Genomic DNA, 23642 nt, shown 5'->3' on the forward strand with positions numbered 1-23642 from the left:
CGGCAAACATGACAATCAGCCTGATGGATCAAAATCATGATCATCTGAAGGATGTTACCGCAATGACCGGGCTGAGATCATGCGGCTGGATGACACGTGTTTCCCTGGAAGCGAAAACGAAACTGATTGCAAGGACGGTGTGTCCAACATGTCCGCCCCCCGACGTCAGAATAGCGAAAGTGGTTGAACACCTGGGCCCAGATGAATTGAAACGATTTGCACAAGAATAGACCCGAGGAACACATGGCGGAAGCGCTGGATTTTGCGGACAAGACCTACTTTCATCAGCGCGATGACGGGGCCTTCATTGGTAACGATGCAGCGCGCGGGCCGTGGTCTGCCGCTCATTGCCACGCGGGGCCGGTCAGCGGTTTGATTGTGCGGGCCGCGGAAACCGAAATCGGCCCCGAAAAGATGCTGACCCGTCTGACCGTTGATTTGTTGCGGCCACTTCCATTGGCCGGGTTCCGTGTCGCGGCAGAGACCACGCGCCATACCAAGACGCTCGGGACCACGCGGGTCACGGTACACGATCTTGATGACACGCTCTGCGCTACGGCCACCACGATGCATCTTTTGAGGCGCGATCTGGGGCAGGTGCCGAATGTCGACATAGATGCGCCGAGGATAGAGGACGTTGTCGAGGGCCCCTTTCCAATTGGTGAAATTCGCCACGATCTGCCCGGTTTCGCCCATTACAGCGATATTCGCTATCCGACAGGGGGAAAACAGGGTGCCGGGCCCAAAACAATTTGGATGCGTACTCCGCAGCTTTTGCAAGGCGAGGATCAGTCGCCCATTCAGGCGCTGTGTCCTTTGGCCGATTGTGGCAACGGTATCTCATGGAATGCGCCAACCTCGGAAATGGGGTTCATGAATACTGACCTGACCGTGCATATCCACCGTGAACCGGTTTCGGACTGGCTGGCCTCGAAGTCGGTTTCGCATTGGCAGCCTTCCGGTATCGGCATGTCTCAATCCGTGCTCTTCGATACGCAGGGTCCGGTGGGTACTGCGCTGCAAACACTGGTTCTGTTTCCGCCGACCTGATGTTTGGCCGGATTTCGCGTAGGGATTGAAAATGTCGTTGCCGCCACGTGGAGGGACACCTATCTTGCGACTATGCGTTACCTTATAACCACTTTGATCCTTTGTTTGCCTATGCAGGCCAATGCCCACCCGCATGTTTTCATTGGTACCGGGCTGGAGTTTATCGTGGATGACGCTGGTCAATTGACCCATGTCCGCGTGATCTGGGCATATGACGAATTCTACTCGTTGCTGGTTCTGGAAGACATGAAGCTGGATCAGGATGCTGACGGCATTCTGACGGAAAGCGAAGAACAGTTCCTGACCGGGTTCGATATGCAGTGGGTTGAGGGATACAACGGCGATCTTGTCGTTACGGCAGACGGAAACCCGGTTGCACTTTCCGGTCCGATGGAGGCGCACGCGACAGTTGAAGACGGGCGCGTTGTCACCACGCATCTCAGGGCGGTGGAAGCTGGCGCCGTACCTGCCACGGCATTGTCCGCAAAGGCATTTGATGAGACGTTTTACACCGCCTACGAGGTGACGCGGCCCGTGACCGTCACAGGTCCTGCTGCGTGCCAGATGGATCGGTTTGACCCGGACATCGATGGACAACTTGCACAGATGCAGGCGTTCCTGCTGACACTGGACGCAGACTATGACCTCGAGGAAAACGATATTCCACTGGTCGGTGAAAACTTCGCGACCGAGATCCGTGTTTCATGTCCCGCTACCTGATTGTTCCGGTTGCTCTTGCCTGCGGTCTGCTGCTCTGGTTCTGGGGCAGCGGAGGCTTTGACAGTCTTGCGGCCTGGGCCGCGGGGGAGCAACGAGAATTCCAGAACCAGATTGCCCGGTCCTTGCGTGCCGCGCGTGCCGAGCAGCCCGAGGCGGTGGCAACGCTACTGACGGTCTGTTTCGCTTACGGGTTCTTTCATGCCATCGGCCCCGGCCACGGAAAGGTCCTGATCGGTGGCTACGGGTTGGGTCGGCGCGTCGCCTTTTGGCGGTTATCGGCGATCAGTGTATTGTCCAGCCTGGGGCAGGCGGTGACGGCCGTCGTACTGGTCTATGCCGGGGTGCTGGTGTTCCAGATGTCCCGTGAAAGCCTTGTCGGAACGACTGAACAGGTTATGGCTCCGATAAGCTACGGTGCAATCGTCCTTATCGGTCTTTGGCTGGTGGTTCGGTCTTTGCGCAGTTTCGCAAGGGGACGGAAAACCACATCGCCCCACGACCACCATCATGATGAAAACGATCACACGCATCATCACCACCACGATGGAGAGGTCTGTTCAGACTGTGGTCACCGCCATGGCCCAACTGCGCAAGAAGTTGCAAATGTTGGTTCACTGCGCGAGGCCCTGATCCTGATAGCTGGCATCGCGGCGCGACCGTGCACAGGTGCATTGTTCGTACTGATCCTGACGTGGCAGATGGGCATCGCGATGGTCGGTATCGCTGGGGCCTTTGCCATGGCATTGGGCACGGCGTTGGTGACGACCTTGGTGGGATGGACATCCTTTGGCCTTCGCGGAGGGCTGCTGGCCTCAGCCTCAGCAACGCGGTTCGCATCGGTGCTGGCCCCAACAATCGAACTGGTCGCCGGGCTGATCATTGCCGTGATCGCAAGTGGATTGCTTTTGCGGGCGATTTAGGTCAGTCGAACACTGGTTCCGGATATCCGACTCGCGCCAGATACAGCCCTTGCGGCGGACAGACAGGGCCGCAGGCCGCACGGTCGGCAGCTTCCAACGCCTCACGCACCTCTTCCGGGGCCCACGCTCCGGCGCCCACACGTTCCAGGGTTCCGACGAAACTGCGCACCTGATTGTGCAGGAATGACCGTGCCTGTACGTGGAAATGGACCTCGGGGCCGGAAAAGTCCTGAACCAGTTCTACCCGCAACTCATCCAGAGTTTTGACCGGGCTGGCGGCCTGACAAATCGACGACCTGAAGGTCGTGAAATCATGGCGACCCAGCAGCATGTTCGCCCCTTCCTGCATGGCCTCGACATCCAGCGGATGATTGATCTGCCAAACCTGCCCCCTGTCATGCGTTGCAGGCGCGCGTCGCATCAGGATACGGAACAGGTATTGCCGTTCGACCGCCGAAAACCGCGCGTGCCAATCGTCAGTCACGCGCGCGGCGTCCACGATCGCCACCGGCTGCGGTTTGAGGTGATAGTTCAGCGCCTCGGACAGGCGGAACGGGTCCCATTCCTTGACCATGTCGCAATGGGCGACCTGGCCCAACGCATGAACCCCAGCATCGGTGCGCCCTGCGGCAGCAATCGTATGCGCACCCGGCTGGATACGGGACAGGGCCTGTTCGATTGCCCCCTGCACGGACGGTTGATCCTTCTGCCGCTGCCATCCGGCAAACGGTTCCCCCTGGTATTCAACTTTCAACGCGTATCTGGGCATGTGCCGCTGGTACAGCGCAGCGCGGGAACGGGCAAGGGGGCGAAAGCGCTGGTATGTGCAGTACCCTCTACCTATCTTGGGTGAAACGATAATTGCGGGGCGACAGATTGGTCATCTCATCACTGGCAGACAGCCTTGTGCGCGGCGTCGAAACCATAGGCGACAGCGTATCCGAGACGTTTTTTGAGCCTGTCATCCACTTGGGTGTCACTGGGTTGGCGCGGTCGGGCAAAACGGTTTTCATCACCTCGCTGGTGGCGAACCTGCTGGATCGGGGGCGCATGACCGGGTTGGTTGCGCAGCAGGAAGGTCGGATCAACGCCGCTTTTCTGCAACCGCAGCCGGATGACACTGTGCCCCGGTTCGATTATGAAACGCACCTGTCCGCCTTGACCGGTCCGACACCGCACTGGCCAGACAGCACGCGCGCGGTTTCAGAACTCCGCCTGTCCTTCAAAGCCCGCCCAGCCGGCTTGCTTGCTGGCTTGCAGGGACCGCGCACCGTTCATCTGGACATTGTCGATTACCCCGGAGAATGGCTTCTGGACCTGGCTTTGCTGGACAAGTCGTATTCAGACTGGTCTCAGGAAACACTGACACGTATCGAGACCCGTTCGGAGGCTGCCGGGTATCTGGCCCAGGTCAACGCCGCGGACCCGTCCGGAGCACATGACGAGCCGACCGCGCAGGCGCTGGCATCGTCGTTTACAACCTATCTCAATCAGGCACGTGAAGCCGGGTATTACGACTGTACCCCTGGACGGTTCCTGTTGCCGGGGGATCTGGCAGGTTCTCCGGTCCTGACCTTTGCGCCGTTGGTGGCGTCTGGCCCGTCGCGGCGCAGAACGCTTCAACGCGAGATGGAACGGCGATACGAAGCTTACAAAGCTCAGGTCGTGAAACCGTTTTTTCGGGATCACTTCTCGCGGATCGACCGGCAGGTGGTTCTGGTTGACGCGCTGGGCGCTATTCATAAGGGTCCGCAGGCGGTCGAGGATATGCGCCGTGGCATGGCTGATATCCTGTCGGCCTTTCGCCCCGGCCGAAATGCGTGGCTCAGCCAATTGCTGTTGGGAAAACGGGTCGAACGCATTTTGTTTGCGGCGACAAAAGCCGACCATTTGCACCACACGCAGCATCCCCGCCTCACCGCGATCATTGAAGCATTGACGCGGGAGGCGCGCGATCGGGCGAGTTTCGCCGGGGCCCGGACCGAGGCCCTGTCTCTGGCATCGCTGCGCGCGACGACCGAAGAATTGCGCAATTACAACGGGACAGAACTGCCATGCGTTCGGGGTACCTTGTTGGATAGTGGGAAACAGGCTGCCTTCTACCCCGGTGAATTGCCCGAGGATCCAGCGCATCTGTTGGTCCCGGCCCGAAATGGGGCTGATGCGTGGTTGGGCGAAGACTACGGCTTCATGACCTTTGCCCCGGCCCAGTTGACCTTGAAACCCGGTGACGGCCCGCCGCATATCCGACTGGATCGTGCGGCCCAGTTTTTGATTGGAGATCGGTTGTGACGGTACTTCTGCGTCCCGCACGCACAACGGATGCAGGAACCATCGGGACAATCCTGCATAGTTTCACCTTGGAAAACGACTGGATGCCTGAATTGCACAGCTGCGCCGAGACGATCGCCTTCTGTGGGCGAATGATTGATCAGGAATGGGTTACTGTGGCCGAAGCTGAGGCCGGTGTTGTAGGTTTTTTGGCGCTTAACGGTCGTGAAATCCATTCGCTTTATCTGGATGCACCGGTTCGGGGGCGGGGGATTGGTCAGCAATTGCTGAATCACGCCAAATCGGGCCGCTCAGAGCTGAGCTTGTCCGCGTTTCAGGACAATGCCCGAGCCTGTCGGTTTTATGAACGTAACGGTTTTGCCGAGGTGGCCCGCAGCGATGGGGCGGATAACGATGAAAACTTGCCCGACATACGGTTTGTCTGGCGCAGTGAGGGTGTGATCCATGGCTAAAGGCCCGGTTTTGATCGATCTTGAAATGGATGAGCCCGCTGCTGATGTCGCGAAGGCCCCGCCGGTGCCGGACATCGCGCAACCGCAAGGGCAGGCGATGCAAAGCGCGGCACGGCTGGCGGCGCGCAAACCATCGGCTCTTGCGCGCTGGTTCTGGGGGCTGGCCCTGGCAGTGGTCGGGGCTGCCATATCTGTGGCCGCGTGGGATTTTGCAACCTCGCTGGTGGCGCGCACACCTGTATTGGGTTGGATCGTTACCGGATTGATCGCCGCGCTGGTTCTTGTGGCGCTTATGATTGCTATCCGTGAACTGGCCGCATTGAGGCGATTGTCCCGCGTAGATGGCCTGCGTCGGGCCGCTGACACCGCATTGGCCGACGACGATCTGGCTCAGGCCTGTGCGGTCACCAACCGTATCATCGCATTCTACAAAGGGCGTGAAGACACACGCTGGGGCCGCGAACGATTAACCGAACGTATGGCGGATCAGTTCGATGCATCAGCGCTGCTGGAGCTTGCCGAAGATGAGCTGCTGGCCCCTCTGGACCAAGCCGCCAGCCGCGAGGTCGAAGCCGCGGCCCGGCAAGTTGCCACAGTGACCGCATTGGTGCCATTGGCGCTTGCGGATGTGATAACCGCGCTGGCAGCGTCGTTGCGGATGATCCGCCGGGTTGCGGAAATCTATGGCGGTCGCGCGGGCACGCTGGGCGGCTGGCGCCTGACCCGCAGTGTATTTGTGCATCTGGTGGCGACAGGAGCGGTGGCAGTTGGCGATGATCTGCTGGAGCCTGTTCTGGGTGGTTCCGTTCTCAGCAAACTGTCACGCCGGTTCGGAGAGGGTCTGGTCAACGGGGCGCTCAGCGCCCGTGTGGGTGTGGCCGCGATGGAGGTGTGCCGCCCGTTGCCGTTCTCGGACAGGCACAAACCTTCGACGCGGGGCATCATCAAACGCGCCTTGCAGGGCCTGTTTTCCAAGGGTTGATCCAAAGCAAGGCGCCCCGGCCTGCGCTTCGGCACACTGAATGTGTCGAAGGAGTCAGCCATGACGGATCACGGTCACAGCCCGCAGGAAATCGCCGAACGGATCAACGCACCGCCCGGCCGAGGCGTGTTGCGCGACGTCGTCTATGGCGGCATCGACGGATCCGTCACCACGTTTGCCATTGTGGCAGGCGTTGCCGGGGCAGGTCTTTCCCCGTTCGTTATCGTGGCGCTTGGCCTGGCGAATGTTCTGGCTGACGGGTTTTCGATGGCTGCGGGCAATTATTCGGGCACCAAGGCCGAACTGGACAACATTCGCCGCATCCGCGCGGTCGAGGAACGCCACATCGCGTTGTACCCGGATGGCGAGCGCGAAGAAGTGCGTGAGATCCTTGCGCAAAAAGGGCTGACTGGCGACATTCTGAATGAGGCTACGGCAGAGATCACCTCGAGCACTGAAAACTGGATCAACCTGATGATCGAAGGTGAATATGGTCTGGGCAGTGTCGACCCGCATCCGATGAAGGCGGCGCTGGCCACCTTCTTTGCCTTTCTGGTGGCGGGGATGATCCCGCTGCTGCCGTTTCTCGCCTCGGTGCAGAATGCGTTTGCGATGTCTGCCTGGATGACCATGGGGGTCTTCTTTGCGATCGGTGCGCTCAAAAGCCGGTGGTCACTGGCCCCCTGGTGGCGGTCGGGGCTCGAGACGCTATTGATTGGCGGGCTGGCCGCGCTGATCGCGTATCTCGTCGGGTCCCTGTTCCATCCGTAATGTCGCAGTCCGGCGGTCATAACTGTTCAATTGCACCCGGTTGGGTAGAGTGATCGAAAACGGGCGCATGGGCCAATGTCACGACACGATCTTTCTGGAAAACAGGTTTTGGTTCTGGGCGCATATGGGTTCATTGGTGCTGCGGTTACACGAGCTTTACAGGCCGAAAGCGCAACAGTTCAGGGTATGGTGCGCGATCTTGGGCAAGGGTCAAAAATCCTGCCGGGTGTTTCGCTGAAACAGGGTGACCTGCGTGAGTTTCTTGTCGCGCAGGACTGGCAGGACCTGCTGACTGATGTGGATGTCGTGGTAAACTGCGCCGGCGCGTTGCAGGACAATGCAGACGATGACCTCGAAGCGGTGCACCACACTGCAATAGCAGCCTTGGCTGACGGCTGCATGGATCATGGTGCAAGTGTCGTCCAGATTTCTGCCATTGGTGCGGGAGCTGCGGCGAATACGCATTTCCTGCGCAGCAAGGCGGCTGGAGATGCGGCGCTGCGCGCGTCAGGTGTGCCGCTCTGGATACTTAAGCCCGGTCTGGTCATTGGACAGACGGACTATGGCGGTACCGCGTTGCTGCGTATGTTGGCCGCGGTGCCCTGGGTTCAGCCTCTGGCTTACCCTGACACGCCTGTTCAATGCGTCGGAATGCAGGATTTATGCAAGGCAGTGACCGACGCCGTAGCAGGTCACTTGCCGCAAGGCACATACGACCTTGTCGAAGATACCCCTCACAGCCTGGCTGAGGTGGTGCGCAGCACCCGGAGATGGCTTGGGTTTCCGGAAACGCGCTTCACTGTGGCCTTACCTCCTATCCTGACAAAAGCCGTTGCAGAGCTGGCAGATGGGTTGGCCCGGGTTGGCTGGAAATCCCCGTTGCGAAGCACAGCGTTAACAGTCATGGCAGATGGCGTGACCGGGGATCCCGAGCCCTATAGGGCGGCATCTGGGCTCGGGGTCGCTTCACTGACAGACATCTACGCCACGCTTCCGTGTGCCCGTGAACACAGGCTGACTGCGCAGATGACGTTGTTGATGCCGCTGGTCGTAGCGACACTCAGCCTGTTCTGGCTACTGTCAGGGCTATTTGGATTGGTCAGCTTGTCCACTGCCTCGGATGTACTGATCGGAGCAGGGTGGTCAGCACCTATGGCTTTGGCCGGTGTTGTGTTCTGGTCATTGGGTGACATCGTTCTGGGTCTGGCCATTCTCTGGCGCCCGTGGGCTGCGCGGGCCTGTCAGGCTCAGATTGCTGTGGCCATGTTCTATCTGATAGCCGCCTCGATCACAGCGCCGGACCTGTGGTCTGACCCGTTGGGGCCCTTGGTGAAAATCCTGCCTGCAATGATCCTGTCGCTTGTCGCACTGCCCATGTTGGATCGCAGATGACGGACCCTGACCTTGTACTGCGTTGGCTGCATGTCATTGGTGCCTGCGTGCTGTTGGGCACGGGCGCGGGGATCGCCTTTTTCATGCTGATGGCCCATCGCAACGGCGATCCTCGCATCATTGCGCATACGGCAGGTATCGTTGTTCTGGCCGATCTTTTGTTCACCTCGACCGCTGTGATCGTTCAGCCCGTAACCGGCGCATTGCTTGCGTGGCGTATCGGGTGGCCCTTGAGCGAAGGGTGGATCGTGCTGTCTCTGGTGCTCTATGTTTTGACCGGTTTGTTCTGGCTGCCAGTCGTCTGGGTGCAAATCCGGTTGCGAAACTTTGCACGAACGGCGGAAGAGAAGGGAACGCAACTGCCGCGGGACTATTACCGTTTGTTCCGGTTCTGGTTTGTCTGCGGAATTCCGGCGTTTCTGGCGGTTCTGACGATACTCTGGCTGATGATCGCGCGTCCGGAGATTTCCGTGTTTTAAGTCGGGTCATGGCTTTCCTGACTGTCACTTGCCGGCGGCTCAAGATAGCTTGACCTCCAAAAGGATCGGAGACTCAGTTGGAATCGCTGCTTGTTTTTGTTGGCCTGATTGTTCTGGCCATCCCTGTGACATTGATTGCACTTTTGGTCGGACAGTCCCGGTTGCGGCGCCGGGTGGAGCAGCTGGAAGCGCAAATCGACGCCTTGGCATCAGGCGATGCGACGGTCCTGCCGCAACCGGAACAGGAAACGCCTGCACCGCAACCTGCTGCAGAAGAGAAGCAGAGCAGGCCGGCACCCTGGTCGGCTCCAAAACGGCAGGAAGACAACAGTGCCGACGCTCAGGATGCAGACGTTTCTTCACCGGCTGTAGTGTTTCGCCACGACAGGTTTGCGGCTCTGGGCGCGTGGCTGCACGAGAACTGGTTTTATGTGGTTTCGGCCCTGTCTCTGGCATTGGCTGGCATTTTCCTTGTGCAATACGGCGTCGAAAACGGTTTGCTGCCTCCGGCGGCCCGTGTTTTTGCAGCCCTGGGTTTCGGCGCTGTTCTGATCCTTGCAGGCGAGGTGTTGCGTCGGAAGTTCGGGGATGATGAGGAGGCGGCCACTGCCTATTTACCCTCGGTCTTTTCCGGTGCCGGGCTTGTCACTTTGTTCGGGGCGATCCTGTCTGCCCGCCAGTTGTATAACCTGATCGGTGCCGAAACGGCACTGACAGGAATGGTCGTTGTCGCGATGGTGGGCCTTGTTCTGGGGTGGTTCCACGGTCCACTGCTGGCTGCGGTCGGTCTGATCGGAGCCTTTGCCGCTCCTTTCCTGGTCGGAGGCGCGTCCGACAATCCCTCTTGGCTGTATGCATATTTCCTGTTGGTTGCCGTTTTGGGGCTGGGTATCGATACAGTGCGGCGCTGGGCATGGATTTCGGTGCTGGCGCTGTTCGGGGCATATGCGGCGAACCTGCTCCTGGCGACCAGTGCCCCGAATACAGAACCTGGTTACTTGATCGCCGCAACTGTGCTGGCGCTTTTCGCAACCGCCATTCCGGTGCGGCGCATTTGGCCGGATCATGCGGGCCCCATGCTGTCTGAAATGATCCGCCATCCTAAGGTTCGCCCTTGGCCCGAATTCCCAACCCGTCTGGCTGTAGGAGCCATTGCGGCAAGTACGGTGATCCTGTCCTGGCATTGGGCGGACACAGAGGCTGAATTCTGGTTAGGCGTCAGCCTGTTGTCCGCCCTCATTCTGGCATTGCTCTTATGGACCAAGGATGCACCGGCGTTGCAAGATCTGACTGTTCTGCCTGCTGCCGGATTGGTGTTTTTTGTTGCCTCCCATGGGCTTGAGAACGGCGCGGCTCTGTACAGGTTCGCCGAGGCTTACGCAGAAACGCCCGAGGCGGACTATCCGATGGTGGTCACTGTGCTGGTCACCTTGGGAGCGTTGATGTCAGCCCTGATGGCATGGCGGTCATTTACGGCGAGCCAGTATCGCGCCGTCTGGGCCGGAGGAGCCGCGCTTTTTGCCCCTGTGCTGGCCATCACGCTGGAAATTGGCTGGCATCCGGCTTCGGTGATCGGAGCCTACCCCTGGGCGCTCCATGCGATCGCACTGGCTGTGCTGATGGTGGTTCTGGCAGAACGTTTTGCCCGTGTTGACGGCGATGACCGGATGCGAGCGGCTCTGGCCACTCTGTCCGCGTTGTCGTGTCTGGTATTCGCCTGCGTCATCGTGCTCAGTTCATCGGCGCTCACGGTTGCTCTGGTGGCCAGCGTTGTGGTTGCAGCAGCGTTGGACCGCAGGTTCATCTTGCCGCCGATGAGCTGGTTTATCTGGGCGGGTGTCTTTACTGTTACCGTTCGTTTGGTGCTTGATCCGGGTCTGGATTGGGCCAATTCCGCTCCGGTGCTTGAAATGGCGATGGTCTACGGCGCGGCCACATTGGGATTTGTCGCGGGCTGGTGGCTTTTGCGTCCGTTGAAACGCCCCCTGGCGGCGCTGCTGTTGGAAAGCGCGGCCTGGGCGACAGCGGGTATCCTGCTTTCATTGTTGCTGCTGCGTTGGCTCGAAGGCTTTGGAGAGGGCGGCGCTGACAACAGCCATTGGGGCCTGGGTCTGTTGGCCGTCATCTGGCTTTTGCTTGCGTTTGCGCAGGTGCAAAGGTTCGGGCTGGGTGGCAAGCTGAACTACCTTCGATACCTGCTGGCTCTGTTCTTTGCAGCTCATGGTCTTTTCTATCTTATGTTGGCATTGGCGGACCAGAACCCATTGCTGAATCCGAACGCAGACCCGGTGCTTGGGCCGCCGCTTCTAAATTCACTCGCCATTGCCTATTTGTTGCCTGCGTTGGTTGTTTGGGGTTCTGCTTGGCGAATCAGGGAAATGCCGAAACAGATCATGCAAGGAAGCTATGCCGCCGCAGGGGTGTTGGCCGCAGTTTGGTTGGGCTTGGCGATCCGCCACGTCTGGCAGGGCGCTGGGGGTATGTATGAAGGCAATGGCGTCACGCAGCCCGAGCTCTACACCTATACCATCGTTCTACTGATGATCGGGGCCGCTCTATTCTATCAATCTCTGGCCCGCAGGTCCGACGTAATGCGCAAAGCCGGTTTGGCCGTGATCGGGCTGGCCGTGGCCAAGGTCTTCCTGATTGACATCGCCGGTCTGGGTGGCCTGATCCGGGTGTTCTCGCTGCTGGCGCTGGGTCTTGCTCTGGCTGGTCTTGCGTGGCTGAACCGGTGGGCGAAACTGCGCCATTCGCTGCAACGGGCGGAACCTCTGGACCATTAGGTGCAGGCGTCATATAAGCGCGGCCATGCATGACCGGATGGCCATCATTATTCGAATTATATCCCCGGCGCTCTGATTTCGCGAGACGCCGGGCAAAGGTGCTTGAGAATTCGCACTGACCGCTTCGATCCAAACACGACAAGATTATCCTGAGGACGCCCCCAATGTGCGCCGACACTACCCAAACACCTGACTACAAAGACACGCTGAACCTGCCCAAAACCGACTTCCCCATGCGTGCAGGCTTGCCCAAGCGCGAGCCCGCATGGCTGGAACGGTGGGAGACCATCGGCGTCTATGACCGCCTGCGCGAGAAAGAAGGCCGCACGCCCTTTACCCTGCATGATGGCCCCCCTTACGCCAATGGTCACCTGCACATCGGGCACGCACTGAACAAGACGATTAAGGACATGATCGTGCGCTCTCATCAGATGATGGGTCATGACGCGCGCTATGTTCCTGGCTGGGACTGCCACGGCCTGCCGATCGAATGGAAGATCGAGGAACAATACCGCAAGAAGGGCAAGAACAAGGATGAGGTGAACATCGTCGACTTCCGTCAGGAATGCCGCAAATTCGCCGAGGGCTGGATCGACATCCAGCGCGAAGAGTTCAAGCGTCTGGGCATCACTGGCAACTGGCCCGATCCTTATATCACCATGGACTATCACGCCGAAGCCGTGATCGCAGACGAATTCATGAAGTTCCTGATGAACGGCACGCTGTATCAGGGATCGAAGCCTGTCATGTGGTCGCCCATCGAAAAGACTGCGCTGGCCGAGGCCGAGGTCGAGTATCACGACAAGGAAAGCTTTACCATCTGGGTGAAGTTCAAGGTCGTCAACGCTGGCGATCTGGATGATGCGTATGTGGTGATCTGGACGACGACGCCTTGGACCGTGCCGTCGAACAAGGCCGTCGTCTATGGCAAAGACATCTCCTACGGTCTGTACGAAGTTATCGACACGCCCGAGGAATGTTGGGCAAAAGTGGGCGACAGGTTCCTGTTGGCCGACAACTTGGCCGCCGATGTATTGGGCCGTGCCCGTCTAAACGACGATCAGTGGACCCGTGTGCGCGACGTGACCGCTGACGAATTGGAGAGCGTTCAGTTGCTTCACCCGTTGGCCGGGGCCGAAGGCGGCAACGGCGAATGGGACGACATCCGCGATTTCCGCGCCGCTGACTTCGTGACCGATACCGAAGGCACCGGTTTCGTCCACTGTGCGCCGTCGCACGGGATGGAGGAATTCGAGCTTTACCGCGATCTGGGCATGCTGGAGCAGGTCATCACTTACAACGTGATGGATGACGGCTCGTTCCGTGCCGATCTGCCGTTCTTTGGCGGCAAATACATCCTGTCCCGCAAGGGCGGAGAAGGCGACGCCAACAAAGCGGTCATCGACAAGCTGGCCGAGGTTGGCGGGCTGCTGGCGCGTGGCAAGATCAAGCACAGCTATCCGCATTCGTGGCGTTCGAAAGCTCCGATCATCTATCGCAACACGCCGCAGTGGTTTGCATCCGTTGACCGCAAACTGGACGACGGCATGGGAGAGATGGGCGACACTATCCGCGAACGCGCTTTGCGTTCGATCGACGAGTTGGTGAAATGGACGCCGCAGACAGGCCGTAACCGCCTGTACTCGATGATCGAAGCGCGCCCGGACTGGGTTCTGTCGCGCCAGCGTGCATGGGGTGTACCGCTGACCTGTTTCACCAAGAAAGGTGCTCTGCCCACCGATGCGGATTACCTGCTGCGCAATGAAGAACTGAACGCCCGCATCAAGGCGGCGTTCGAAAAGGACGGCGCAGACGTCTGGTATACCGAAGGCTTCAAGGAAAAGATCCTCGACGGCATCGTCAATCCTGACGACTACGATCAGGTCTTTGACGTGCTGGATGTGTGGTTCGACTCGGGTTCGACCCACGCGTTCGTTCTGCGTGATCGCGAGGACGGAACCGAGGATGGCATTGCCGATGTCTACATGGAGGGCACCGACCAGCACCGCGGCTGGTTCCATTCGTCCATGCTGCAAGCCTGCGGCACCAAGGGCCGCGCACCGTACCGGAACGTGGTGACTCACGGTTTCACGCTGGATGCCAAGGGCAACAAGATGTCCAAATCGCTGGGCAACACCATCGTGCCGGAAGAGGTCATCAAGCAATATGGCGCCGATATCCTGCGCCTGTGGGTGGCACAGACCGATTATACCGCCGACCAGCGGATCGGGCCGGAAATCCTGAAAGGCACCGCCGACAGCTATCGCCGACTGCGCAATACCATGCGGTTCATGCTGGGATCATTGGTCGATTTCACCGAGGCAGATCGGGTTGATCCCGCAGACATGCCGCGCCTGGAGCGCTGGGTTCTCAGCCGTCTGGCGGATTTGGATGAGCAGGTGCGCAAGGGCTATGCGTCCTTCGATTTCCAGGGCGTGTTCAGCGCAGTGTTCACTTTCGCGACCGTAGACCTGTCTTCGTTCTACTTCGACGTCCGCAAGGATGCGCTTTATTGCGATGGCGACAACCTGCGGCGTCGTTCTGCCCGCACCGTGCTGGACATTCTGTTCCATCGCCTGACCACATGGCTGGCCCCCGTTCTGGTCTTCACCATGGAAGAGGTCTGGCTGGAGCGGTTCCCGGGCGACGACAGTTCGGTCCATCTGGTGGACTTCCCGGATACACCCGCCGATTGGCGCGACGCTGAGCTTGAGGCCAACATGGCCAAGGTTCGTCGTGTGCGTCGGGCCGTAACCGCCGCGCTGGAAATCCAGCGTCAGGACAAGGTGATCGGTTCCGGCCTCGAAGCGGCACCGATTGTGCATGTCGAGGATGGTGACACCCGCGATCTGCTGGCCACGTTCGACGTGGACGACATGTGCATCACCTCGGGTCTGACGGTGACCGGCGATCCTGCCCCGGCCGAGGCGTTCCGTGTGCCGGAAATCGAAGGCGTTGCCGTCGTATTCGAAAAAGCAGAAGGCGAGAAATGTCAGCGCTGCTGGAAAATCCTGCCTGATGTGGGCCGTCACACCCACGCGGGTGTTTGCGGGCGCTGTGACGAAGCGCTTGGATAAGTCAAATCGCCCCCTCGGGTTCACTCGGGGGGCTTTCCTGCCTATGTCTGCACTGCCTGCGGGACAGGATTGAACAGGTCAAAGCCAATGGCGGGGTCCGTCAGCGCATTCCAAACCTGGTAATCTGTGAAGTAACCGGTATGCCCTCCGGGATCGACCGGGATGTTCCGGTTCGCAAAAATCAGCCCACCCTCGATTTCCGTTCCAACAAAATCGTCCTGCCGGAAGATGTTGAACCACGCGGAGTTCAGCTGACTGGCCGCAAGGGTGAACATTTCGGGAAAATAGCGCTGATAGATATGCGTGACCGGGGAACCCATTGTAACGAGAGTCAGAGGTCGGCCGCCAATACGCTTTTGGACACGTGGGTCGGTAAGCATCTGTGTGGCAATCACGGTGCCCTGTGAATGGGATATCACCGTAACGTGATCTGCTGGAAAGATATCGAGAACATAGTACAACGTGCGATAGAAACGTTCGTCTATCGCCTTGCGATCCGGGTAGTTGCGTTGCCGCGTTTCCAGGTCTTTTCCCAGATAGCACTTGTCGCGAATGGCGTAGGTAACGATATCTCGTGCCACGCCCAATCCGGCGGAAACAAAATCAGAGAATCGATACATCAACGCAGTTGCACCAAGCACGATCAGGCCGATCTCGCCTTGCGAACAAGCCAACCTGTCCAGAGCCCAACTGATCAGGTTGGTATCCATTATGCCAACGTTGCATGCGGCTTCAAAATTTTGGTTGGCCGCGATCTCGCGGATCGTAACCAGAACCAGCACGATTGTGCCAAACAAAAAGACCCACTGCGCCAGCCGATTCACAATCGCTCGGCTGATCAGGCCATTGCGGGTGTGAAGGTTGGCTTTGTACGTCTTCCGGCCCGCAAAAAGCCCGACCCCAACGAAGCCCAGAAGGACGATGGCCACGAAAGCCACGCTGAGTGTTTCGATGGACTCGTTCAAATTGCTTTCAAAAAGACGTTGCAGTTGACCTCCGGACAACCACGAAACGGTCTCCAGCAATTGCTCAATGGTCAACCAAAGACCGGAAATGAAAAACATCCAGAAAACAAGCATGCCTGCGCATATGCTGGGATAAAGCCGCCTGTGCTCTGTTAGCGTATCATTGATCTGAAGCTTTGCCAGAGACAGCGCGTAAAGAATGATCGTCAGGAAGATAAGTACAGCCCAGAAGAGGGACAGCAGAAAAACCTGAAAAGCCACGAATTGCTCCAGAGCCGGTGGGCAACTTTCCGTGTCAGAAGGAACGCAGGCCCAAAATTCCAGACCCAGCGGCCCCAAGATCAGACAGAGAGTCAGTACTGCCCCCATTCCGAGCATTCCGCGCCAGAAGACCCGCCTGAGATAGGTCGGCGCTGCCCGGCTTTGCCCCAGCCCAACAACGGTCCCACCGGCGTAAAGCCCAAACAGCATCAAGAATAACAGGGCAGGGTTCTGGGAAAACGAGACAGGTATCCGATCGGTCATGACCGCTGCGGCACCGATCAACAAATAGACGTTCAGCGTCGCAACCGCACCGAAGAAGATCCAAGTGAAAAGGTGAACCAGTTGCGCTGCCAGTGTGTTCCGGCCATTGGGCTGGTCCGGGGCGACGCCTTTGCGGCTATGGGTCTGCTCGGCGTTGTCCATCGCCAAATAACCCAGAGCCAGAATGACCCAAATCAGATCCATTACAGTTTTGATGGCTCCTTTCGGGGCCGGAGACCGATCGGCCCAATAAACTTCTGCAAACATGGCCTTGTCCTGTGGGACAGCCGGGTCGGTCACTGTGCGCAGATTGACTTCGAACAACTCTGCATTTCTCGGGTTTCCGTCGAAAGTGGATTCGGCCAGTTCGATCATTCCGCGTTCGACTTCGATCGGGGGTCGCGGTTTTCCATCCAGCCAGGTTGTTGCGGCACCGACCACCTGATCGACGGTTTCACCGGGTTTTTGTTCACCGATTCCATGTACCGTGAGGATCAAATGACGACCCATTGCGTTCTCCAAATTTCTTTAAGTAACGACAGAAGCGTATCATGAATGGTGCCATTGCCCAAAAGTGATGCGTTGCGCGGTTTTGCACGCCCCTGCGCTTGCGCTTGGCGGTTTGATCTGAAACCGTCGATCCATGGCGATGATTTCCGTTGAAACCCGTTTCGGACGACTTGGTGTTGAAGAAACAGACGGGGCCCTTACGCGGCTTGTCTGGAACGGCAGGGACAAAGGCGAACCGACCGCGTTGCTGCGCGAAGCCGCCGCCCAGCTGGGGGCCTATGATGAAGGGCGACTTGACCGCTTCGATCTGCCATATCGCATTGACGGATCAGAGTTTCAAAAGCAGGTCTGTCACATCATGTATGCCATTCCGCTAGGAGAAACGCGCACCTATGGCGATATAGCAAAGGCATTGGGGCAGCCCGCCCAGCCGGTTGGCCAGGCATGCGGTGCAAATCCGATCCCTGTGATTATTCCTTGCCACCGGGTTCTGGCCGCCAATGGTCTGGGCGGCTTTTCGGGCGACGGTGGTATTGAGACAAAAGTTGCCCTCTTGCGACATGAGCGAGCGGCAGGCCTTTTGATCTGAGCATCGAAATTCGGTTGCAATCCGCTTTCTGCAGGCACAACTTGTAATTGGTGCAGAATTTGAAGGACCGTATTGCATGACCACTGAACAAGACCGTGCAGCCAGCAAGAAGGCCATTGTAGACCGGTTGATGTCGCTCGAAGCGCAAGAGCTTGCAACAGCGCAGGCGCATTACGACGCGTTTTTGAAAGATGCTCAATTGGACGACCGGGAAGGTCACGACAAGGATGACATTGCCGCATCGCGTGAGAACGCCGATCTGGCGGCTGCCTTTGACGCCCCGGTCCACGCGCATCATGCCAAGATTGATGTCATCGAAAATACCGATTTCAGTCTGACCGACACGGTCAAACCGGGTGCTGTGATCAAGTTCAACAATCGCAGATTTGTCGTGTGTGTCTCGACAACGCGGTTCGAGGTGGACGGTAAGACCTATATGGGCATTTCAACCCAAAGCCCGATTTATCTGGCTATGGCCGGCCTGCAAGAGGGCGACGTCTTTACCCATAACAGCACCGAATTCGAGGTGCAGGAAGTTCTGTAAAACGGCTCAGGCAGCGCTGCCTCAGACGTGGCGCTGCGGAATGATCTGTTGGGCGATGCCTGCAAAGGTCAGGTACAGGCTGGTGATTACCAGCCCCCAATGGGCCCAGCTTTCGGGGTGAAAATCGACCCAGGCGGCCCAACCCGCGAAAAACGTCCATGCCAGTGCCATCGGCAAGGTCAGGCTGCGCCAGCGCTCGGTGCGTACGGGATGGACGAATTTAAGTGGTAGGAACATGGCCAGCGACAGCAGCGTGACCAGCAGCAGGATGACCCAGAAACTCGGCTCTAGCGCGAAGATCACGATGACGAACATGTTCCAGCACCCGGGAAAGCCGGAAAAGGAATTGTCCTTGGTCTTCATGCGTGTATCCGCGAAATACATCGCACTGGCAAAGGTTATCACGATGATCGCGAACCATCCGGTCCAGCCGTCCATCAGCCCCGACTTGAACAGGGCAAAGGCCGGGATGAACACATATGTCAGGTAGTCAATGATCAGATCCAGCAAAACGCCATCGAACTCGGGCGCATTGTGCTTGACGTGATAGTGTCGTGCCAACGGACCATCGATACCGTCTACAATGAAAGACACGACCAGCCAAAGATACATAAGGCTCCATTTCTCTTCGACGGCAGCCAGCATGGCCAGCATGGCAAAAACAGCGCCTGTTGCAGTGAAGAGATGAACGGAAAGAGCTTTGAATCTGAGTGTCATGCAAGCGTCATGACCGATGCGCGTCTGAGATGCAAACCAAAAGCCCGGGTTTTCGAGTGATGTGTAAGTCAGGCTTTTGGGTGCGCGCGGTTGTAGACTTCCATCAACCGCGCAGTGTCCACTGCCGTATAGGTTTGCGTCGTCGACAAAGAAGCGTGGCCCAGCAACTCCTGAATGGCGCGCAGGTCGCCGCCGGCTGAAAGCAGGTGGGTCGCAAAGCTGTGCCGCATAGCGTGGGGTGTTGCAGTAGAGGGCAATCCCAATTGCATACGGGCTTTAGCCATGACCCCCTGGATCGCGCGCGGGTTTAGTGGCCCGCCACGAACGCCCCGAAACAGGGCCGCGTCATGTGTTTTTGCGTGTGGACACAGCTGCAAGTACCGGTCTACCGCGTCGCGGGCGGCAGGAAGAACCGGAACGATCCGCTCCTTGTCGCCTTTCCCGACGATGCGCAGCGTCGCAGGCAACGGCGCGTCCGCTCCGGTCAGGGATAGCGCCTCGGATATGCGCAGGCCGCAGCCATAGAGCAGCGTGACGACAGCGACATCACGAGCGGCGACCCAGTCGGATGTGGATTGCAGTTCCACAGTATCGATCATGGTTCGCGCGGCGTCTTCGGCCAGTGGACGGGGCAGTTTTTTTGTGAATTTTGGCGCGCGGGTGGACAGAACGGCTGTGGGTTCGAACCCCTCACGCTCTGCCAGCCAACGATAGAAGCTCTTGACCGCCGACAGTTTGCGCGCCAACGATCGTGCGCTTACGTCTGCGCTGCGCTGATCCGCCATCCAGGCGCGCATGTCCGATACCGTGATCCGTTCAATCGCTTTCAGCCCCTGTTGTTCAGAGTGATGCAGTGTCATGAACGACAGAAATTCGGTGACATCACCGCGATAGGCGTTTTGCGTGTTCTCGGATCTCGCGGCCAGCGCGCCCAGACTGTCCAGCCAGTGCTGCAGCGCGTCCCGGCACGCGGGTGAGATCAGGCTCACGACAGCCAGTGACGCATCGAGCGTTCGAATACGCCGGCAAAAAAGGCCAGAAGATCAGTGCCCAGCTGTGGCGTGAAATGTCGCGGGTCGCGGGCTGCCATGACGATCATGCCTGGAAGGCGGCCTGGCCCGAGGTCGAGTTTCAGGCAGGCCTCAGAGCGGAGCTGGCCAGCCTGAGACCCGAAAATACGGCGGCTTGGCTGATGGATTTCCCGCAAGATCACGTCCCGTGCGGGGCCACCGCGATCAATGGTCAGATATCGGTCGATGAAACCGGGCTCCGCGATCGTCAGGACGCCACCCAGCGTGTCAATCGCAGGATCGTTCTGAACCACGGTGGTTTCCAGAACCAGCGTAACGCTATCGACGCGCAGGATGTCTGCGACGTCAGCGCCCAGCGCTCGGAGGAAACCTTCAAACTCGACCGGTTCCAGCAGGCGCAGAATGGCGCGGTGTACCTGATTGGTGCCCGCGAGGTTTTCATAAGCTGCTGCAATGACCGAGCGATGAGTGTCTTCCAGCCGATCCAGCCGGGCCTCGAGCCGTTGCATGGCAATACCGCGCAGGTCGATCACGTTGTCGCCGCGTGCCTGCTCGTTGGCTGCAACAAGTGCCTGCATCAGGTCCTTGTCGTCCAGCACGACGTCCGGCTCGGCCAGTATCGCTGCGCGGAGGTTGTCCTCGAGTTTGGGGTTACTGCTCATATCCCGTCCGGTCTTTTTTTGTTGTCGCGGCTTATAACATGCCGGACGGGATTTGCCTTGGGAAAAATGCACGCAGGGATGGATTTCCTTGCGTGCTGTGGCGAGGGAGCTCCCGCCTGCCACGCCCGATCACAGATAAGGCATTTGGCCTGTGGGCCGGGCGCGGCGCCGTTCGGCACCGCGCGGTCGCGCCTGGGATCAGAGGATCTTCTGGCCGGTTTTGGCCCAGTCCGCCAGGAAGGTTTCCAGACCTTTGTCCGTCAACGGATGGTCGGCCAGTTTCTTGATGACGGCAGGCGGTGCTGTGATCACGTCGGCCCCGATGCGGGCGCTGTCGGTCACGTGGTTGACGGTACGGATCGATGCGGCAAGGATTTCGGTCTCGAACCCGTAGTTGTCATAGACTTGGCGGATGTCTGCGATCAGATCCATACCGTCGAGGTTGATGTCGTCCAGGCGGCCGATGAAAGGTGAGATGAAGGTTGCGCCCGCTTTGGCGGCCAGAATTGCCTGATTGGTCGAGAAACAGAGCGTCACGTTGACCATCTGGCCTTCGTCGCTGAGCGTTTTGCATGTTTTCAGGCCCGCCCATGTCAGCGGAACCTTCACGGCGATATTCGGCGCGATCTTGGCCAGCTTGCGGCCTTCGGCGATCATGTCATCAGCTTCGGTAGCGACAACCTCTGCCGATACCGGGCCGTCGACCAGTTCACAAATCTCCTTGGTTACTTCCAGAATGTCGCGACCCGATTTCAGGATCAGTGAGGGGTTGGTGGTTACGCCGTCCACCATGCCCAGATCGTTCAGTTCGGCGATGGCGTCGATTTCGGCTGTGTCTACGAAGAATTTCATGAGGGCAGTCCTTTGATGGGTTGGCCTTGGTCGCGGATGGCTTTACCTCAAAGAGACCCATGCTGGAACCCCCTGCGAAGGACATGCCGTGAGCGCTAACGGATTTTTCGACCAAGGAGAGCTGGTTGCGGTGCTGACAACGCAGCCGCTGGACCGGACGCTGGATTACAAAGCGCCCGAGGGCGGGTGCTTTCTGGGTGCTTTTGTCGAAGTTCCTTTGGGTCCGCGCAAGGTGCTGGGGGTGGTCTGGGGGCCGGGGCAGGGCGGTTTTGATCTTAGCAAGGCGCGGTCGGTGATCCGGGTTCTCGAAGTTGCACCAATGCGCGAAGAGATGCGGGTGTTTCTGGAGAAGGTTGCCGATTACACTCTGACGCCAATGCCTGCGATGCTGCGTCTTGCTACGCGGGCCCCGGGCCTGGGTGATCCGCCGTCTATGCGCAAGGTCTACCGGCTGGGCAACGCTGAACCTGACCGAATGACCGATGCCCGGAACCGGGTTCTGGAGGTGTTGCGGGATTTTGGCGGGCTGGCCTTTACCTTGAAGGAACTCGCCGAACAGGCGGGCGTAACGTCATCTGTTGTCAAGGGGTTGGTCAAACAAGGCGCCGTGCGCGAAGAGGACAGCCCGCGCGACCTGCCTTATCCGCATCTTGATCCGGACCTGACCGGTAAAGACCTGACAGAGGATCAGGCGGCGGCGGTCAAGCGGCTTCAGGCCGGGCAGCAGACAGGCGATTACGGCACCACGCTGCTGAAAGGCGTTACCGGTTCCGGTAAGACCGAGGTCTATTTGGAGGCCGTGGCCGAAGCGCTGCGCATGGGGCGGCAGGCATTGGTTCTGCTTCCCGAGATTGCCCTGACCGCGGAATTTCTGACCCGGGTTGAGGCGCGATTTGGTGCGCGCCCGGCGGAATGGCACTCTGGCGCGACGATGACGGAACGGCGTCGGGTCTGGCGGATGGTCGGACAGGGGAATGCGCAACTGGTTGTGGGCGCCCGGTCAGCGCTGTTTCTGCCATTCCGCGATCTGGGGCTGGTGGTCGTCGACGAAGAACACGACACGTCCTACAAACAGGAAGACGGCGTGCATTACAGCGCCCGTGACATGGCAGTTCTGCGCTCGGCGATCTGTGGCGCCCGGGTGATTCTGGCCAGTGCGACGCCTTCGCTGGAAAGCTGGGCCAATGCCGAGGCCGGCAAATACGAACGGCTCGATCTGATCTCGCGCTTCGGAGAAGCAGTTTTGCCCGAGATGAAGCCCATCGACATGCGGGCCGAACAGATGACGCCAGGAACGTGGGTTTCTCCGTCTTTGCGGCAAGCGGTGCAGCAGCGGATTGAGAGAGGCGAGCAGTCGCTTCTGTTCATAAACCGCCGTGGCTATGCGCCGGTAACGTTGTGCCGGGCCTGCGGTGAGCAGATTGCCTGTGACCATTGCGACGCACGCATGGTCGAGCATCGGTTTCTCAAGCGGCTGATGTGCCACCAATGCGGTGAAACCAAGCCGATGCCCGAAGCCTGCCCCTCCTGCGGTGTGGAAGGCAAGCTGGCCCCGGTCGGGCCGGGCATTGAGCGGTTGGCTGAAGAAACTGAGGCGACATTCCCAGACGCCAACATCGCGATGCTGAGCTCTGATCTGTTCGGCTCGGCGCGGGCTTTGAAGGCCAAGATTGAAGAGATTGCTGCAGGGGATGCCGATATTATCATCGGCACTCAATTGGTGGCCAAAGGGCATAACTTCCCCAAACTCACTCTGGTCGGTGTGATTGACGCTGATCTGTCATTGCACGGCGCGGACCTCCGCGCGGCGGAGCGTACGTTTCAATTGATGCGGCAAGTGGCCGGGCGCGCGGGGCGTGCGGACAAGCCGGGTCAGGCGTTGTTGCAGACGTTTCAACCGGAACACCCGGTGATCCGGGCCATCCTTTCGGGTGATGAGGAAGGTTTCTGGAAAGCCGAGGCGGCAGGCCGGCAGGCGGCAGGAATGCCGCCTTATGGTCGCATGGCCGGGATCGTGTTGTCGGGGCCCGAGGTTGGACCGGTTTTCGATATCGGCAACGCACTGGCGCGCAACGATACACCTTTGACGCAGATCGGTGGGCAGGTATTTGGCCCTGCGCCAGCACCCATCGCTCGTATACGTGGCCGCCACAGAGTGCGTCTGTTGGTGAAAGCCCCCAAGGGCGCGCCGATCCAGGATGCCATTTCCCGCTGGATCGCGCCTTTGCGCCTGAAGGGTGACATCCGTCTGACAGTCGATATCGATCCGCAGAGCTTTTACTGACATCTGCATTTGCGCAGAGTGACTGTGTGCGCACGGCTTCCC

20 protein-coding genes are annotated in these 23642 nt (G+C 59.0%); 14 read left to right on the forward strand and 6 right to left on the reverse strand.

The genetic code is table 11. The features are described 5' to 3' along the window. Positions 1-243: 243 nt before the first annotated feature. The 3 genes from AC2FLP_RS12625 (at position 244) to AC2FLP_RS12635 (ending at position 2690) form a co-directional block, all read left to right on the forward strand. The gene (locus AC2FLP_RS12625; protein WP_299898519.1) at positions 244-1050 is read left to right on the forward strand and encodes a thioesterase family protein; all 807 of its coding nucleotides are present in this window, start codon (positions 244-246) and stop codon (positions 1048-1050) included. Between the two features lie 111 nt (positions 1051-1161). Then, positions 1162-1770, forward strand: a complete 609-nt coding sequence (locus tag AC2FLP_RS12630) for a DUF1007 family protein (RefSeq protein ID WP_496710059.1) — start codon at positions 1162-1164, stop codon at positions 1768-1770. Beyond that, a complete protein-coding gene (locus AC2FLP_RS12635) occupies positions 1755-2690 on the forward strand; it encodes a nickel/cobalt transporter (protein ID WP_117869760.1) in 936 nt (311 codons plus the stop codon). Before AC2FLP_RS12630 ends, AC2FLP_RS12635 begins: the two co-directional genes overlap by 16 nt. Before the next feature lies 1 nt (position 2691). On the opposite strand, the gene truA is transcribed toward AC2FLP_RS12635, so the two are convergent. Continuing rightward, on the reverse strand, positions 2692-3459 hold the full coding sequence (truA, locus tag AC2FLP_RS12640) for a tRNA pseudouridine(38-40) synthase TruA (RefSeq protein WP_299898524.1): 768 nt from the start codon (positions 3457-3459) through the stop codon (positions 2692-2694). Between the two features lie 107 nt (positions 3460-3566). On the opposite strand from truA, the gene AC2FLP_RS12645 reads away from it, so the two are divergent. The 8 genes from AC2FLP_RS12645 (at position 3567) to ileS (ending at position 14921) form a co-directional block, all read left to right on the forward strand. After that, positions 3567-4982, forward strand: coding sequence for a YcjX family GTP-binding protein (locus tag AC2FLP_RS12645; RefSeq protein ID WP_496684110.1), 1416 nt, complete (start codon positions 3567-3569; stop codon positions 4980-4982). Beyond that, positions 4979-5434, forward strand: a complete 456-nt coding sequence (locus tag AC2FLP_RS12650; protein ID WP_496684108.1) for a GNAT family N-acetyltransferase — start codon at positions 4979-4981, stop codon at positions 5432-5434. The genes AC2FLP_RS12645 and AC2FLP_RS12650 overlap by 4 nt, the downstream gene beginning before the upstream one ends. Then, positions 5427-6416 carry a YcjF family protein gene (locus AC2FLP_RS12655; RefSeq protein WP_496684105.1) on the forward strand — a complete coding sequence of 330 codons (990 nt, stop codon included), beginning with the start codon at positions 5427-5429 and terminating at the stop codon, positions 6414-6416. The genes AC2FLP_RS12650 and AC2FLP_RS12655 overlap by 8 nt, the downstream gene beginning before the upstream one ends. A gap of 60 nt (positions 6417-6476) precedes the next feature. Next, positions 6477-7187, forward strand: coding sequence for a VIT1/CCC1 transporter family protein (locus AC2FLP_RS12660; protein WP_117872825.1), 711 nt, complete (start codon positions 6477-6479; stop codon positions 7185-7187). Positions 7188-7262: 75 nt separating this feature from the next. Further along, complete coding sequence (locus AC2FLP_RS12665) at positions 7263-8579, forward strand: SDR family oxidoreductase (protein ID WP_496684102.1); 1317 nt, start codon at positions 7263-7265, stop codon at positions 8577-8579. Then, complete coding sequence (locus tag AC2FLP_RS12670) at positions 8576-9058, forward strand: DUF2269 family protein (RefSeq protein ID WP_299898536.1); 483 nt, start codon at positions 8576-8578, stop codon at positions 9056-9058. Before AC2FLP_RS12665 ends, AC2FLP_RS12670 begins: the two co-directional genes overlap by 4 nt. 77 nt (positions 9059-9135) lie before the next feature. Further along, a complete protein-coding gene (locus tag AC2FLP_RS12675; RefSeq protein WP_496684098.1) occupies positions 9136-11844 on the forward strand; it encodes a DUF2339 domain-containing protein in 2709 nt (902 codons plus the stop codon). A 164-nt stretch (positions 11845-12008) separates the two neighbouring features. Further along, a complete protein-coding gene (gene ileS / locus AC2FLP_RS12680; RefSeq protein WP_496684095.1) occupies positions 12009-14921 on the forward strand; it encodes an isoleucine--tRNA ligase in 2913 nt (970 codons plus the stop codon). A gap of 41 nt (positions 14922-14962) precedes the next feature. Here ileS and AC2FLP_RS12685 read toward each other — a convergent pair whose 3' ends face one another. After that, complete coding sequence (locus tag AC2FLP_RS12685) at positions 14963-16921, reverse strand: lipase family protein (RefSeq protein ID WP_496684092.1); 1959 nt, start codon at positions 16919-16921, stop codon at positions 14963-14965. A 133-nt stretch (positions 16922-17054) separates the two neighbouring features. On the opposite strand from AC2FLP_RS12685, the gene AC2FLP_RS12690 reads away from it, so the two are divergent. Then, positions 17055-17510, forward strand: a complete 456-nt coding sequence (locus tag AC2FLP_RS12690; RefSeq protein ID WP_117869752.1) for a methylated-DNA--[protein]-cysteine S-methyltransferase — start codon at positions 17055-17057, stop codon at positions 17508-17510. Positions 17511-17586: 76 nt separating this feature from the next. Continuing rightward, complete coding sequence (locus AC2FLP_RS12695; protein WP_299898545.1) at positions 17587-18054, forward strand: hypothetical protein; 468 nt, start codon at positions 17587-17589, stop codon at positions 18052-18054. A gap of 21 nt (positions 18055-18075) precedes the next feature. Here the strand turns inward: AC2FLP_RS12695 and AC2FLP_RS12700 are convergent, their stop codons facing one another. The 4 genes from AC2FLP_RS12700 to fsa form a co-directional block, all read right to left on the reverse strand. Further along, complete coding sequence (locus tag AC2FLP_RS12700) at positions 18076-18771, reverse strand: CDP-alcohol phosphatidyltransferase family protein (protein WP_117869750.1); 696 nt, start codon at positions 18769-18771, stop codon at positions 18076-18078. A 68-nt stretch (positions 18772-18839) separates the two neighbouring features. Further along, entirely contained in the window at positions 18840-19760 is a 921-nt protein-coding gene (locus AC2FLP_RS12705; RefSeq protein WP_299898547.1) for a tyrosine recombinase XerC, read from the reverse strand. Continuing rightward, positions 19757-20464, reverse strand: coding sequence for a DUF484 family protein (locus AC2FLP_RS12710; protein WP_117869748.1), 708 nt, complete (start codon positions 20462-20464; stop codon positions 19757-19759). Before AC2FLP_RS12710 ends, AC2FLP_RS12705 begins: the two co-directional genes overlap by 4 nt. A gap of 198 nt (positions 20465-20662) precedes the next feature. Beyond that, complete coding sequence (gene fsa, locus AC2FLP_RS12715) at positions 20663-21316, reverse strand: fructose-6-phosphate aldolase (protein ID WP_117869747.1); 654 nt, start codon at positions 21314-21316, stop codon at positions 20663-20665. Positions 21317-21404: 88 nt separating this feature from the next. Between fsa and AC2FLP_RS12720 the strand changes: the two genes are divergently transcribed. Further along, entirely contained in the window at positions 21405-23600 is a 2196-nt protein-coding gene (locus AC2FLP_RS12720) for a primosomal protein N' (protein WP_496684086.1), read from the forward strand. Positions 23601-23642 lie beyond the last annotated feature (42 nt).

It is taken from the genome of Ruegeria sp. CDSA141 (assembly GCF_059612005.1).